The organism is Burkholderia sp. BCC1988 (assembly GCF_905339895.1).
In the GTDB taxonomy this organism is placed as follows: domain Bacteria; phylum Pseudomonadota; class Gammaproteobacteria; order Burkholderiales; family Burkholderiaceae; genus Burkholderia.
Genome location: NZ_CAJPHA010000021.1, coordinates 16801 through 29577 on the forward strand (window position 1 = coordinate 16801; position 12777 = coordinate 29577).

The following is a 12777-nucleotide window of genomic DNA, read 5'->3' on the forward strand; positions in this document are numbered from 1 at the left end:
GGTTCTCCGGTTCGACGGTCGTCGGTTCGTCGATGGTTGGGCGGTGGGTTGGCCGCTGCTGCGTGCAGCGGCCGCCGTGCCGCGACGTCCCGGAAGGCTACCCGCGTTGCGCGCGTGCCTCAATTCACCTAATCTCACGCGGATTGAATCGAATTCAACCCGGCCGGATCCGGCCCGCGAGGCGTCGTGTTCTCGAAAATTCCCCTGACCGCATTGCGTGTATTCGAGTCGTGCGCGCGGCTCGGCACGTTCAAGGCGGCCGCCGACGAACTGTCCGTGACGCCGGCGGCCGTGTCGCATCAGATCAAGTCGCTCGAAAGCCGGCTCGGCGTGCTGCTGTTCGAGCGCGGCGCGAGCGGCGTGCGGTTGACGGAAGAGGGCGAGCAACTGTTTCGTGCGTGTCACGACGCGCTGCTCGGCATGAGCCGCGGGCTCGATGTGCTGCGGCCCGCGACGGCCGATGCGCGCACGCTGGTGCTGACCACCACGCCCGCGTTCGCCGCGATGTGGCTGATTCCGCGGCTCGGCCGGTTCCGGCGCGTCGATCCGCAGTTGCACATCAAGGTGGAAACCGGCAACGCGCTCGTCGATCTCGAACGCGACGCGCGGGTCGATCTCGCGATCCGCGCGACGTCGCGCACGTTTCCAGCGCTGCACGAGATCGCGCTGATCGACGAGTATTTCGGCGCGTATGCGGCGCGCGGCCTCGACGTCGGGCGCGCGAACGAGCGTATCGAGCTGATCGAGACCACCTGGGATACGCCGCTTCCCGTGTCGGTCGACTGGGCATCGTGGTGCCGTGCGGCCGGCCGCGACGCATGGCTCGAGCGCGCGGTGTTCCGCCATTACGACGACGAGCATTACGCGCTGCAGGCCGTGCTGCATGGCCAGGGTGTCGGGCTGCTCAGTTCGGTGCTGGCCGCCGAGCACGTCGAACGCGACGCGCTGACGCCGATCGATGCATCGGTGCGGCTCGCCGGCGCGCGTTTCGTCGCGCTGTGCCGGCCCGGGCGAGAGCGCGAGCCGCGGGTCCGGCGGTTTCTCGACTGGCTCGAAGCGGAAATCGTGCAGACGCGCGACGCGGTCGCGCGGATCGCGCCGCCGACGTAACGCAACGGGCGGGCGCTTGCCGTCGGCGCGCGCTGCGTGTGAGTCGTTCGTTATCCGAAGCGCACGCAATACACCGGCGGCAGATGCGCGGAGACCTGCCGCCAGTTTTCGCCGCCGTCCGCGGAGGTCCATAACCCGCCCGTCGTCGACGCCATCGCGAGACGCGTGCCGGAGTCGTCCACCGCGAGCCCGTGCCGATAGACGAGATCGTAGGCCGGCGCAGGCGGCAACCCGTTCGACAGGCTCTCGAAACTGCGGCCGCCGTCGCGCGTGCGCGTGACGACGAAGCGGCCGTTCACCGGAATCCGGCACGCATCCTTCACGGCGGGGACGAACCACGCGGTGTCGGGATCGGCCGGATGCACGGCGACCGCGAAGCCGAAGCTCGACGGCTGCGCTTCGATCCGCTGCCAGTGCGCGGCACCGTCGGTCGAGCGGAAGATCGCGCAGTGATGCTGGGTCCACAGCACATCGGGGTTGGCCGCGCACTGGACGACGCGATGCGGGTCCTGCACGTTGGGTTCGCCGCGCCGCTCGGGCGGCATGTAGTCGGCCTCCATGCCGTCGGCGCTGACCCGCCAGGTCGCGCCGCCGTCAAAGGTCTGCCAGACGCCGCCGCACGAGATGCCGATCGTCACGTGCCGGCTGTCGCGCGGATCGACCATCACCGAATGGATGCCCGGCGCATCGTAGCCGCCGCCGAACCACTCGGGGCGCTCCGGGCGATCCCACAGCGGGCGGTTGAGCGCCCACGAATCGCCGCTGTCGTCGGAGCGGAAGAGGCCGCCCGGTATCGTGCCGGCCCACAATGCGCCCGGTTCGTCCGCGCCGCCGGTTTCGAGCGACCAGATCTGCTGAAGCGTCCACGGCGGGCGGGGCGGGGTGGGCGCTTCGTCGTGCGCGTCGCCGGTGCCGGCATGGGCGCTGACGTCGGCGCGCGGTTCGTCGGCGGGCTGCGGCGGATAGACGGGGACCGCACATTCTTCCCATGCGGTGGCACCGGCACGCCTGCGGTGCAGCTTGACCCCGAAATGGCCGAGATTGAGCGCCGCATACAGCGTGCCGTCGCGCGGGTCGGCCAGTGCCATGCTGACCGGTTCGCCGACGAAGTGCGGCTCGCCGAGCGCCCAGCCGCCGTTGCCGTCGGCGTGCAGCACGAACAGGCCCTTGCGGGTCGCGACGAGCAGTCGATCGTTCATGTCGGATGTCTCCTGTGGGCGCGGCCGCGCGCTCGTTTGGATGGCGATGCGTCCCTTTATCCGCCGGAAAGCGCCTGCACGACGTACACGCGGCTGCCGTTGCCGAGCGGATCGGACAGATGTTGCCGGTCGCGTACCGGCTGGCCGTCGATGAACACCGACAGGTGCTTTCGCAGCGCGCCCTGGTCGTCGACGATATAGCCGCGCAGCCGCGGCTGTTCGCCGAAGACGGTTTCAAGCGCTTCGCCGAGCGTCCGTGCGTCGATGTCGCGCTCGGGCGTGTCGATATGGCGCTGGATCGACGCCGCGAAGAAGAGGTGTGCCATGGCGGTAGCTGGCAGGAGCCGTGCGGGGGGACGGTCTGTAGTGTAGGCGATCGATCGGGCCGGCAGCGACATTGCCGTGCGGCCGGCGGCGCGGCGCCGTTGCTGCGCCGCGCAACGGCCGGGGCGCCCGATCCCGTCGCTGCGCTATGCGTACTTGTCGCCGACCGTACTGCGGATCGGATAGGTGTCGTAGACGATGATCATGCGCTCGATGCGCGCGTCGTCGTCGAATTCGAAGACGTCGACACACTCGAATTGCACCGCGGTGCCGTCCTTCAGTCCCCAGTCGTAGACGAAATAGCCGGTGGCCCGACGTGCGCCCGTGGCGCTGACGCAGATGTCGATCGGCGTGATCCGGCTTTGTCCGGAGGCCGCCGCGACTTTTTCGAAGAAGGGCAGTGGCGACATCCAGCCGAGGAACGGCGAAAATATCTGCGCATCCGGCGTGAACAATGCGCAGATCGCGGCGACGTCGCCGCTCTCGAGCGCTTTGAGGTAGGTATCGACCTGCCGCGTGTATAGTGCGTCGGACGACGAGACCATGGTATTTCTCCGCTGATTGTTGACGAGCCAGCCACGACAGCCGTCGCGAACCGGTTCAACCACGATAGCGATGCAGCGATGACCGAACAAACGAATAATCCGCAACCCGGGTATGCCGCCCGCGCATATCCGCTCGCGGATCTCACCCGTGCGCTGCCGCCGCTGACGGCATTCCAGGCGTTCGTCGCCGCCGCCGAACTCGGCAGCTTCAACCGCGCGGCCGAGCATCTGTGCCGGACCCAGGGTGCGGTGAGCCGTCAGGTGCAGCAACTGGAAGCGCATTACCGGTGTGCGTTGTTCGTCCGTCATGCGTCGGGATTGACGTTGACCACGGAAGGCGGCGCGCTGCTGACGGTGGCCGTCGACGTACTCTCGCAACTGGCGCAACACGCGAGCGCGCATGCGCATGCCGCGTCGACTCTCACATTGCGCTTGCCCTCCACGTTCGCGATTCGCTGGCTGTTGCCGCGGCTGTCGGCGCTCAATCATGCGTTGCCGCGCACGGAGTTGCGCATTCACACGTCGGCGGACGACACGCCGGATTTCACCGACGCCGGTTTCGATGCGATCGTCGTGCGCGGCAGCGGAAGCTGGGCGGGCATGGTGGCCGTGCCGCTGTTCGACGAATGCCTCACGCCGATGTGTACGCGCGAGGCGGGCGCGGCGCTGAAGTCGATCGCCGATCTCGCGCACGCGACACTGCTGCATCCCGCCAGCAATCCCGACGAATGGCGATGCTGGCTGGACGCCGTCGGCGCAACGCAGGTCGACCCGGGCACCGGGCTCGTGTTCGATACGCTCGAGCTGACATTGACGGCCGCGTCGGACGGGCACGGCGTCGCGATCGGCGATCCGCGCATGGCGGCGGATCGGCTGGAAGCCGGCGCGCTGATCGCGCCGTTTCCGGAGGTGGTGCGCAACGGTCTGGGCTATTACCTCGTGTACCCGGTGCAGCGCGCCGCACAACCCGCGATTCAAGCGCTCACGGAGGTGCTGACGCGGCTTGCGTGCGAGGATTGACCGCAACGCGCGTGCGCCGGGCGGGTTGCTAAACCGGAATCGACCGCCCCCGCACCCTGATCCCGAGCCGCACGACGCCGATCACCGCATTCGACAGCCACATCAGCAAGCGCGGCATGCCGCGCCGGCGGATATCGAGCAGCAGCACGATCCGCACTTCGTCACTGTCGTTCCACACTTCGTGCACGAAGGTGTCGTCCCACAGCAGGAAGCAGCCTTCGTCGAGCCGGTAGTCGCGGCCGTCGACCTTCAGCACGGCGGCCGGCGTGCCATCCGCGCGCTTCGGCATCGACAGCACAAGATAACCGCGCAGGATGCCGCGGAACGGCCCGCGATGCGGCGGGATGTGTTTGCCGGGCGCGAGGAACGACAGCGATGCGGACAGCACGTCCGGCGACGCCGCGACGATCGATTCGACGGTCGGGCAGCGCGACAGGTTGCGCGGGAACGGCTGGCCGTAAGCCTGCATGATGAACATCCGCCAGTCGCGCGCATCGTTGGCCGAGATGTCGTGCTGCTCGCGCATGATCTCGTGGAAGCGCGGGATGCGCGGCAGGTCGCGCGCGACGGCCAGCGCTTCCGCGCGAATGGCCGGCCACGCACGAACGAATCGCTCGGCGTCGGGAAACGCGGCCGTATCGAGCACGGCGCCGCCGTCGAGATGGCGGTCGTACAGCGTGCGAAGCAGGCCGGCTGCATAGTCGTAAGCGACGGACATGATCGAGGGGCGATCCACAAGGTGTCGTCAGTCTGCCCCACGCGCGGTGGGGCCTGCGTTACCTCAGGTTACGCCGGCTGACGAAAGAATGACAGATCGGTGAAGGTCCGGTGCGAGCGCTCCGGCATTCCGGGAATAAACGTACGCCCCGCGTCGTCATACGGGTGTAGCACCTCGTTTCGTTGACTTCCGAAGGAGTGGAGCATGAATACGCATTGGCTGGTGGCCGCCACGGTGGCGGCGATGTCCGTCGCGAGTGTCGCGACGCCTGCGTCGGCACAGGCACTGACGCGCGCGCAGGTCAGGCAGCAACTGATCGACGCCGAAACCAACGGGCTGCGCTACGTGACCGATACGTCGTATCCGGACGTAAGTCCGCTGTTCCAGCAGCAGGCCGGGCAACTGCCTCGGCATCAGGCCGAAACCGCGGTCGGCGGCGATCCGGCGGGGACGTCCGATGCGGGCAGGCCGGCGGCGCAACCGACCCGCCCGCGCCCGGCCGCATGCGTCGGCCCCGAGAGCTTTTGCACGCCGTATTTCGGAAGCTGACGCAGCGGACCGCCGCGGCGGGTTCGACATTCACGAAGGTTGATCGGCACGCAACATTGAAGGAGTTGATGATGAAAACTTATATCGCACTACTGATGATGATCGGTGCAATCTCCGGTCAGTCCGCATTCGCGCAATCGAATGCGCCGCTCACGCGTGCCCAGGTTCGCGAGGAGCTGATTCGTCTGGAAGCGGCCGGGTACGATCCGTCGAAGGGGGATGACGGCGAATATCCGGCGGACATTCAGGCCGCGCAGGCGAAGCTCGCCGAGCAGGATCGCGCGAGGATGGCGGCTTCGGCCGCCGCGCCTGCGCCGGCCTCCGTCATGCCGGCGCAGGCCGGCAACTAGGAGCCGACATGTACGTGTGTGTCTTCAGGCCGTCGTGTTCGCGGTGCGGCGATACGCATGCCGTTCGCGGCACGCGGCCCGGTCGAACGGCACGGACGGTCAGGCCGTCGATCGCGCGCCGCTTCGCGCGGCGCCGCGACCGTCTCGTTGCCCGATTCCGTTGGGCGCGCAGGTGGATCGCGGGATGAGCGGCGATGCGGGCGAGATGCGATCCGCCATCGGCGGACTGCTGTCCGCGATGACGTGCAACGATGCCGGCGGTGGGATTACCAGGGCATCATCCGCTGCATGACCTGGTCGCGCAGGATGAAACGATGTGCGACCGCGGCCGCGACGTGAACGCAGATGCCGCCGAACAGCACCCACGCGAGGATGCCGTGCACGTCGCCCATCGCATGCCCGAACCCCGATCCGGCCGCCGACAGCGCGGGCAGCGGCACGATGCCGAGCAGCGTCACGGCCCACGCGCGCGACGACGCATTGATCCAGCCGAGCAACGGCACCGCGATCAGCAGCGCATAGAGTCCGAAGTGCGTTGCGCCGGACACGGCGCGCATCGCGGGCGACAGTTGGTCGGCGGGCGGACGATGCGTCACGCGCCAGAGTACGCGGCAAGCCATCGCGGCGAGCAGCGCGGTGCCCACGATCAGGTGCGCGGCGATCAGGCCGACCGGTTGCGTATCGCGATGCACGTCGGGCATCGTCCAGCCGATCGCATACTGCGCGACGACGAGCGCCACGATCAGCCAGTGGAGAAGGCGTGCGACTGCATCGTATCGGGCGGAGGTAGACATGAAAGCTCCTGGCAAGCGGGTGGGGACCGTATCTTCCGGAGGATTCTACGGCCGAATCCTTAACAAAACGTTAAGCGTTCGGCTGCGCATCGGATTCGCCCCGTGACGCATGTGCGCTCTCGACCCGGGCGGCGTCGGCCGACGGCAACACGATCGCGACGCCGGGGCCGTATCCGCCGATGCCGTGCCCGAACCGCACGCGGCCGCCGAACCATCGCGCGATGCGCCCGACGATCGACAGCCCGGGCCCGCTACCGGGCTGGTGGTGCGCCGGATCGTCGGTTGCGAGCGCCACCAGGGGATGTGTCGTGCCGGTTGCGCTGTTTGCGCCGAGCGTACCCGAAGCGTCTTTCACGGCGATGACATTCCGCATCCGGACCGTCATCGCGACCGCGATCCTGTCGGCCCGTAAGGTGGCCCACGCGGCGTTCAGGGCCGCGGGCGTTCGCGGCTATGTGCGCATGACCGGAATCGATCGCCGTACGGTAGTCGTGTCATCTGATTGCGCGTACCGTCGGTTGGTCGTCCTTGATATCCGGCTCAACGGGAATCGATACGGCGGCGTGTCCGGGTGAGCGCGCGTTCGCGCGTGCCGGCCGGCGCGTCGCGGTCATTGGGCCACCACTGGGGAGAAGCATGATCTTGCTGCATCTGCTGCACGCGATGGCCGGCGCGATGTCGATCGCCTGCGGACTGGGCGTGTTGCTCGGCATTGCCTACACGGTCACGGCCAGCGTGCTGGTCGGCCGGTTCTTTTCCCGCGCGCGGGCGGTGCCGTGCGATTATCCGGGCGTGACCGTCGCGAAGCCGCTGCACGGCGACGAATGGAATCTCGTACAGCATCTCGAAAGCTTCTTCGTGCAGGATTATCCGGGGCCGGTACAGCATCTGTTCGGCGTGCACGATGCGGGCGACGCGGCGCTCGCGGCCGTCGAAACGTTGCGCAGGCGCCATCCGGACGCGAACATCAAGGTCGTCGCCGACGCGCGACTGTACGGGCCGAACCGCAAGATCGCGAATCTCGTCAACATGCTCGAACACGCGGAACATTCAGTGCTGTGTCTCGCCGACAGCGACGTGCTGGTCGAGCGCGATTATCTGCGTGCCGTCGTCGGCGCGCTGCAGCAGCCGGAAGTCGGCATCGTGACGAGCGTGTATCGCGGCATCCCGTCGCCGGGCTTCTGGCCCGGTGTCGCCGTCGCGATGACGAACTACCATTTCCTGCCGGGCGTCATCACCGGGCTTTTCATCGGGCGCGCCCGTCCGTGCTTTGGCCAGACGATTGCGATCACGCGCGCGACGCTCCAACGCATCGGCGGGCTCGCGCGTTTCGCGCATCACCTGGCCGAGGATCACGCGCTCGGCGAAGCGGTGCGGCAGATCGGCGCGCAAGTCGTCGTCCCGCCGTTGGTCGTCGGGCACGCCTGTGTCGAAGAGACGTTCGCCACGCTGTACGCGCACGAATTGCGCTGGAGCTGCACGATCCGCGCGGCGGACCGGCTCGGTCACGCCGGGTCGGTGCTGATGCACCCGTTGCCGCTGGCGGTGCTGGCCGTGCTGTTTTCCGGAGGCACGCTCGCCGCCTGGGGGCTGGCGTTCGCGGCGTTCGTCGCGCGGGCGTTGCTGATGTTGAAGACGAGCCGCGCCACCGGCGCGGGTCTGCGCGGCGCGCTCTGGTTGCCGTTCGTCGATTTCCTGCAGTTCGTGGTGTTCGTGTCGAGCTTCTTCTCGTCGCACGTCGTCTGGCGCGGCACGCGCTTTCGCGTCGATCGCGAGGGCTTGCTGTCGCCCGCGGGGAAATCATGACGCACGACACGCATGCCGACCTCGAAGGCGCGGACCGGCGGTCCGCGCGTCGCGACGCGCGCCTGCGGCAAGCGGGGCGCGCGGCGGCGCTGGCCGGGCTGGTGCTCGCGGTGTGGCTGGTCTGGCGCGAGCATCCGCTGGAAATCCTGCACCGGCTGAGGATCGCCGGCGCCGGGTTGCTGGTCGCCGCGCTGGCCCACATCCTGCCGATGCTCGCGAATGCGTGGGACTGGCGGATGCTGATCCGCGGCCCGCGCCGGCCGTCGTTCGCGACGATGCTCAAGCTCGTGTGGATCCGCGAATCGATCAACGGATTGTTGCCGGTCGCGCGAATCGGCGGCGAGATCGTGTCGTTCGGCCTGCTGCGGCAGGCGGGCGTACGCCCCGCGACCGCCGTGGCGAGCCTCGTCGCCGACATGCAGCTGACGTTGATCAGCCAGCTCGTGTTCGCGCTGGTCGCGATCGGCTACGTGCTCGAACACGTATCGTCCGATGCCGCGCAGGTGGCCGCGCGCCTCGCCATCGGCATGGCGGCGCTGGTGCCGGTGCTGCTGCTGTTCGCACTGGTTCAGCACGCGCGGCCGTTCGAGCGCGCGATGCGCGTGGTCAACCGCGTCACGAGCGGCAAGGTGGTGGCGCTGGTCGGCGAATCGGCACGCACCGATCAGTCGATCCTTGTGATCTGGCGCAAGACGGGTATCGTCGTCCGCTATCTGGTGATCTGGCAGACGCTGCAGTTCGCCGGCTATGCGCTGGAAATCTGGCTCGCGCTGCGTTTCCTCGGCGCCGATCCGACGTTCGCCCAGGCGCTCGCGATCGAAGCGCTGATCCAGCTGCTGAGCAGCCTCGCGTTCCTGATGCCGGGCGGGCTGGGCGTGCAGGAGGGCGGGTTCGTGCTGATCGGCGGGCTGCTCGGGTTCGATGCGCCGACCTGTCTGGCGCTCGCCGGCGCGCGACGAGTGCGCGATCTGCTGTTCTATCTGCCGGGATTGCTCGCGTGGCAGCATGCGGCCGGCGCGGCGCGCTCGCCATCCGGCGCGAAGCGCGCATCGATGCACGTCGGGGAGTCCGCCGGGCCGCGCTGATGCAGCCCGACGTTGCCGGCCTGCCGGGCAGGCGGCAGCGACGCCGGGGCGGTCGCTTGCCTGCCGGGCGGCGCGGCCGTCAACGCCGTTCGTCGGCGAGATGGCTGCGGATGACGTCCGCGAACGACGTGTCGCCCTTCAGCCCGAGCGCTGCCGCGCGCGTCGTATCCCAGCGGCCCGGCCAGCTGCCGACGATCTTCTCGACGCGTTCGTCCGGTGCATGGCGGATCAGCTTCACGACCTCGTCGCCCGCGACTTCGCGCAGCGCCGCGATCATCTCGTCGACCGACACCGACAGGCCGGGCAGGTTGATCACGCGCTTGTTGCCGAGCTTGTCGCTGTCGAGCTCGCAACCGGCGACGAGCGCGTCGATCGCGCCGCGCGGCGACAGCAGCCACAGCCGCGTCGACCCCGGCACCGGGCACACGCTTTCCTCGCCGTTCAGCGGCTCGCGGATGATGCCGCTCGCGAACGACGACGCAGCCGCGTTCGGGCGGCCCGGCCGCACGCTGATGGTCGGCAGCCGCAGCACGCGGCCGTCGACGAAGCCGCGGCGCGCGTAGTCGCAGAGCAGCAGCTCGGCGATCGCCTTTTCCGCGCCGTACGACGATTGCGGATTCAGCGCGGTATCGTCCCGCACGACGTCGGGCAGCACGCCGCCGTAGACGGCCACCGAACTCGTGAACACGACGCGCGGACGATGGCCGCGCGCGCGGCACACTTCGAGCAGCGTGCGCGATGCGTCGAGGTTGATCCGCATGCCGAGATCGAAATCGGCTTCGGCCTGCCCGCTGACGATCGCCGCGAGGTGGAAGATCGCGCCCGTCTGCGTGTCGATCGCGCTTTCGAGCACCGCGCGATCGGCGATGTCGCCGACGATCGACGTCACGCGCGCGTCGCCGAAATCGCTGCCCTCGACGACGTCGAGCAGCACCAGCTCGTCGATCCTGCTGCTCCGGCCGTCGGGGCCGGTCAGCTCGCCGCGTTCGAGCAGCTTGCGCGCGAGACGCTGGCCGAGAAAGCCGGCGCCGCCGGTGATCAGTACTTTCATGTTCTTTGCCCTCTGAGGAATGCGGAAATTACAGGTACGGCCTGAGCCAGCCGAGGCCCTCGGACGTGCCGGCCTTCGGGCGATACTCGCAGCCGATCCAGCCGTCGTAGCCGAGCGCGTCGATCAGCGCGAACAGATACGGGTAATTGAGTTCGCCGATGTCCGGCTCGTGACGCTCGGGCACGCCGGCGATCTGGATGTGGCCGATGCCCGCGAAATCGCGCTTGAGCTTCATCGCGAGGTCGCCCTCGACGATCTGGCAGTGATAGCAGTCGAACTGCACCTTCAGGTTCGGCGCGCCGACTTCCGCGCGGATGTCGTGCGCATCGTCCTGGCGGCTCAGGAAATAGCCGGGCATGTCGCGCTGGTTGATCGGCTCGATCAGGATCGTGATGCCGTGCGCGGAGGCCGCCTGCGCCGCATGCCGCAGGTTCGCCACGTAGGTGTCGCGATGGCGCGCGCGGTCTGCGCCCGGCGCGACCATCCCGGCCATCACGTGCAGCTTCTTGTTGCCGAGCACGCGCGCATAGTCGAGCGCCTGGTCGATGCCGCGCCGGAACTCGTCCTCGCGGCCCGGCAGCGATGCGATCCCGCGTTCGCCGGCGGCCCAGTCGCCGGGCGGCGCGTTGAACAGCGCCTGCTCGAGGTCGTGCGCGTCGAGGCGCGCGCGGATGTCCTCGGCGGCGAAGTCGTACGGGAACAGGTACTCGACGGCCTTGAAGCCGTCGTGCGAGGCAGCGGCGAAGCGTTCGAGGAACGCGTGCTCGGTGTACATCATCGAGAGGTTGGCGGCGAAGCGGGGCATGGCAGCGGTCCGGTGAATGAATGGGGCGGGGCGCCCGGCGCCCCGCGTCGAATGAAGGGTCAGCGGTTCACGAGTTTCGCGGGCGTGAGCCACACGGCGATCGCGCCGATCACGAGCATGCCGGCCAGCACGTACATGCCGGACGACGTGCTGTGCGTGAGGTCCTTCAGGTAGCCGATCACGTACGGGCTCGCGAACCCGGCGAGGTTGCCGACCGAGTTGATGATCGCGATCCCGGCGGCCGCGGCGGAGCCGGCGAGGAACGCGGTCGGCAGCGACCAGAACAGCGGTGCGCAGGTCAGCACGCCGCCCGCCGCGAGCGACAGGAACACGATCGACACCGCCGTATTGTGCGAGTACGACGCGGCGACCGCAAACCCGACCGCGCCCATCAGCGCCGGCACGATCAGGTGCCAGCGGCGTTCGCGGCGCTTGTCCGCGCTGTGGCCGAACAGGTTCATCACGACGATCGCGACGACGAACGGGATCGCCGACAGCAGGCCGATCTGGAGCGTATCGGTGATGCCGGTCGATTTCACGAGGGTCGGCATCCAGAACGTCAGGCCGTACTGGCCGGTGACGAACGCGAAGTAGATCAGCGACATCCACCACATGCGCGGGTCGGCGAACACGGCCTTCAGCGAATGGCCGTGCTGCTGCTGTTCCTGCGGCTGCGCGGCGATTTCGTCCTCGAGCAGCTGCTTCTCGCGCGCGTCGAGCCACTTCGCGCTGCGGATGCCGTTGTCGAGATACAGGATCGTCGCGATGCCGACGAGCAGCGCCGGCACGGCTTCGATCACGAACATCCATTGCCAGCCGTGAAAGCCCGAGCCGCCGTGGAAGCGCTCCATGATCCAGCCGGACAGCGGGTTGCCGAAGATGCCCGACACCGGAATCGCGGACATGAACACCGCGATGATCTTCGCGCGCCGATGCGACGGGAACCAGTACGTGAGGTAGAGGATCACGCCCGGATAGAAGCCGGCTTCCGCGAGACCGAGCAGGAAGCGCAGCACGTAGAACTGCGTCGGCGTCTTCACGAACGCGAACACCGCCGACAGCAGGCCCCACGTGATCATGATCCGCGCGATCCAGATGCGCGCGCCGATGCGGTGCATCAGCAGGTTGCTCGGCAGCTCGAACAGGAAGTAGCCGAGGAAGAAGATGCCGGCGCCGAGGCCGAACACGGTTTCGCTGAACGCGAGGTCCTGCGACATCTGCAGCTTTGCGAAGCCGACGTTCACGCGGTCGAGATACGCGACCACGTAGCAGAGCATCAGGAACGGCACGATCCGCCAGAACACTTTCCTGTAGGTGCGGTCGAGCTCGCCCGATTGGGCGGGCGCGGCGGGCGAGCGGCTTGCGGCCGCGTCGAGAGCAGTCATCGTCGTCTCCAGAGATGTCGTATGCCGGCGGCGCGT

The 12777-nt window shown here is 68.3% G+C and carries 15 protein-coding genes; 6 read left to right on the forward strand and 9 right to left on the reverse strand.

The window, feature by feature from the left end; genetic code table 11:
• Window positions 1-186 precede the first annotated feature (186 nt).
• Window positions 187-1110, forward strand: coding sequence for a LysR substrate-binding domain-containing protein (locus U4012_RS26695; protein ID WP_321802211.1), 924 nt, complete (start codon window positions 187-189; stop codon window positions 1108-1110).
• Between the two features lie 50 nt (window positions 1111-1160).
• Here the strand turns inward: U4012_RS26695 and U4012_RS26700 are convergent, their stop codons facing one another.
• The 3 genes from U4012_RS26700 to U4012_RS26710 form a co-directional block, all read right to left on the reverse strand.
• Window positions 1161-2309, reverse strand: coding sequence for an exo-alpha-sialidase (locus U4012_RS26700; RefSeq protein ID WP_321802212.1), 1149 nt, complete (start codon window positions 2307-2309; stop codon window positions 1161-1163).
• A 56-nt stretch (window positions 2310-2365) separates the two neighbouring features.
• Window positions 2366-2635 (reverse strand): MoaD/ThiS family protein, encoded by a 270-nt coding sequence (locus tag U4012_RS26705; RefSeq protein WP_044844433.1) that lies wholly within the window; start codon window positions 2633-2635, stop codon window positions 2366-2368.
• A 144-nt stretch (window positions 2636-2779) separates the two neighbouring features.
• Window positions 2780-3178, reverse strand: coding sequence for a nuclear transport factor 2 family protein (locus U4012_RS26710; RefSeq protein WP_321802282.1), 399 nt, complete (start codon window positions 3176-3178; stop codon window positions 2780-2782).
• Between the two features lie 78 nt (window positions 3179-3256).
• On the opposite strand from U4012_RS26710, the gene U4012_RS26715 reads away from it, so the two are divergent.
• Complete coding sequence (locus tag U4012_RS26715; protein ID WP_321802213.1) at window positions 3257-4198, forward strand: LysR substrate-binding domain-containing protein; 942 nt, start codon at window positions 3257-3259, stop codon at window positions 4196-4198.
• 28 nt (window positions 4199-4226) lie between these two features.
• Here U4012_RS26715 and U4012_RS26720 read toward each other — a convergent pair whose 3' ends face one another.
• Window positions 4227-4916: an aspartyl/asparaginyl beta-hydroxylase domain-containing protein gene (locus tag U4012_RS26720; RefSeq protein WP_044844430.1), complete on the reverse strand. Its 690-nt coding sequence runs from the start codon at window positions 4914-4916 to the stop codon at window positions 4227-4229.
• Window positions 4917-5120: 204 nt separating this feature from the next.
• Between U4012_RS26720 and U4012_RS26725 the strand changes: the two genes are divergently transcribed.
• Window positions 5121-5465, forward strand: coding sequence for a DUF4148 domain-containing protein (locus tag U4012_RS26725; RefSeq protein WP_321802214.1), 345 nt, complete (start codon window positions 5121-5123; stop codon window positions 5463-5465).
• A 71-nt stretch (window positions 5466-5536) separates the two neighbouring features.
• Window positions 5537-5815 (forward strand): DUF4148 domain-containing protein, encoded by a 279-nt coding sequence (locus U4012_RS26730; RefSeq protein WP_257774678.1) that lies wholly within the window; start codon window positions 5537-5539, stop codon window positions 5813-5815.
• A 266-nt stretch (window positions 5816-6081) separates the two neighbouring features.
• Here the strand turns inward: U4012_RS26730 and U4012_RS26735 are convergent, their stop codons facing one another.
• Both U4012_RS26735 and U4012_RS26740 read right to left on the reverse strand, forming a co-directional pair.
• Entirely contained in the window at window positions 6082-6609 is a 528-nt protein-coding gene (locus tag U4012_RS26735; protein ID WP_321802215.1) for a cytochrome b, read from the reverse strand.
• Window positions 6610-6679: 70 nt separating this feature from the next.
• Entirely contained in the window at window positions 6680-6994 is a 315-nt protein-coding gene (locus tag U4012_RS26740) for a hypothetical protein (RefSeq protein WP_321802216.1), read from the reverse strand.
• 251 nt (window positions 6995-7245) lie between these two features.
• Here U4012_RS26740 and hpnI point away from each other — a divergent pair, with 251 nt between their 5' ends.
• A complete protein-coding gene (gene hpnI / locus U4012_RS26745; RefSeq protein ID WP_321802217.1) occupies window positions 7246-8415 on the forward strand; it encodes a bacteriohopanetetrol glucosamine biosynthesis glycosyltransferase HpnI in 1170 nt (389 codons plus the stop codon).
• A complete protein-coding gene (locus tag U4012_RS26750) occupies window positions 8412-9500 on the forward strand; it encodes a lysylphosphatidylglycerol synthase domain-containing protein (RefSeq protein ID WP_321802218.1) in 1089 nt (362 codons plus the stop codon). Before hpnI ends, U4012_RS26750 begins: the two co-directional genes overlap by 4 nt.
• A 79-nt stretch (window positions 9501-9579) precedes the next feature.
• Here U4012_RS26750 and denD read toward each other — a convergent pair whose 3' ends face one another.
• From denD to U4012_RS26765, 3 genes are read right to left on the reverse strand one after another with little or no spacing between them, the layout of a single operon-like run.
• On the reverse strand, window positions 9580-10551 hold the full coding sequence (gene denD, locus U4012_RS26755) for a D-erythronate dehydrogenase (protein WP_321802219.1): 972 nt from the start codon (window positions 10549-10551) through the stop codon (window positions 9580-9582).
• A gap of 28 nt (window positions 10552-10579) precedes the next feature.
• Window positions 10580-11356, reverse strand: a complete 777-nt coding sequence (gene otnI, locus U4012_RS26760; protein ID WP_044844421.1) for a 2-oxo-tetronate isomerase — start codon at window positions 11354-11356, stop codon at window positions 10580-10582.
• A 59-nt stretch (window positions 11357-11415) separates the two neighbouring features.
• Window positions 11416-12741, reverse strand: a complete 1326-nt coding sequence (locus U4012_RS26765) for an MFS transporter (RefSeq protein ID WP_321802220.1) — start codon at window positions 12739-12741, stop codon at window positions 11416-11418.
• Window positions 12742-12777 lie beyond the last annotated feature (36 nt).

What these genes read in the sequence shown, in the direction of transcription:
- U4012_RS26730 (WP_257774678.1), top strand. Translation starts at nt 5,537, where the DNA reads ATGAAAACTTATATCGCACTACTGATGATGATCGGTGCAATCTCCGGT.
- U4012_RS26740 (WP_321802216.1), bottom strand. Translation starts at nt 6,994, where the DNA reads ATGACGGTCCGGATGCGGAATGTCATCGCCGTGAAAGACGCTTCGGGT.
- U4012_RS26735 (WP_321802215.1), bottom strand. Translation starts at nt 6,609, where the DNA reads ATGTCTACCTCCGCCCGATACGATGCAGTCGCACGCCTTCTCCACTGG.
- U4012_RS26715 (WP_321802213.1), top strand. Translation starts at nt 3,257, where the DNA reads ATGACCGAACAAACGAATAATCCGCAACCCGGGTATGCCGCCCGCGCA.
- otnI (WP_044844421.1), bottom strand. Translation starts at nt 11,356, where the DNA reads ATGCCCCGCTTCGCCGCCAACCTCTCGATGATGTACACCGAGCACGCG.
- U4012_RS26705 (WP_044844433.1), bottom strand. Translation starts at nt 2,635, where the DNA reads ATGGCACACCTCTTCTTCGCGGCGTCGATCCAGCGCCATATCGACACG.
- U4012_RS26700 (WP_321802212.1), bottom strand. Translation starts at nt 2,309, where the DNA reads ATGAACGATCGACTGCTCGTCGCGACCCGCAAGGGCCTGTTCGTGCTG.
- U4012_RS26725 (WP_321802214.1), top strand. Translation starts at nt 5,121, where the DNA reads ATGAATACGCATTGGCTGGTGGCCGCCACGGTGGCGGCGATGTCCGTC.
- U4012_RS26720 (WP_044844430.1), bottom strand. Translation starts at nt 4,916, where the DNA reads ATGTCCGTCGCTTACGACTATGCAGCCGGCCTGCTTCGCACGCTGTAC.
- hpnI (WP_321802217.1), top strand. Translation starts at nt 7,246, where the DNA reads ATGATCTTGCTGCATCTGCTGCACGCGATGGCCGGCGCGATGTCGATC.
- denD (WP_321802219.1), bottom strand. Translation starts at nt 10,551, where the DNA reads ATGAAAGTACTGATCACCGGCGGCGCCGGCTTTCTCGGCCAGCGTCTC.
- U4012_RS26710 (WP_321802282.1), bottom strand. Translation starts at nt 3,178, where the DNA reads ATGGTCTCGTCGTCCGACGCACTATACACGCGGCAGGTCGATACCTAC.
- U4012_RS26750 (WP_321802218.1), top strand. Translation starts at nt 8,412, where the DNA reads ATGACGCACGACACGCATGCCGACCTCGAAGGCGCGGACCGGCGGTCC.
- U4012_RS26765 (WP_321802220.1), bottom strand. Translation starts at nt 12,741, where the DNA reads ATGACTGCTCTCGACGCGGCCGCAAGCCGCTCGCCCGCCGCGCCCGCC.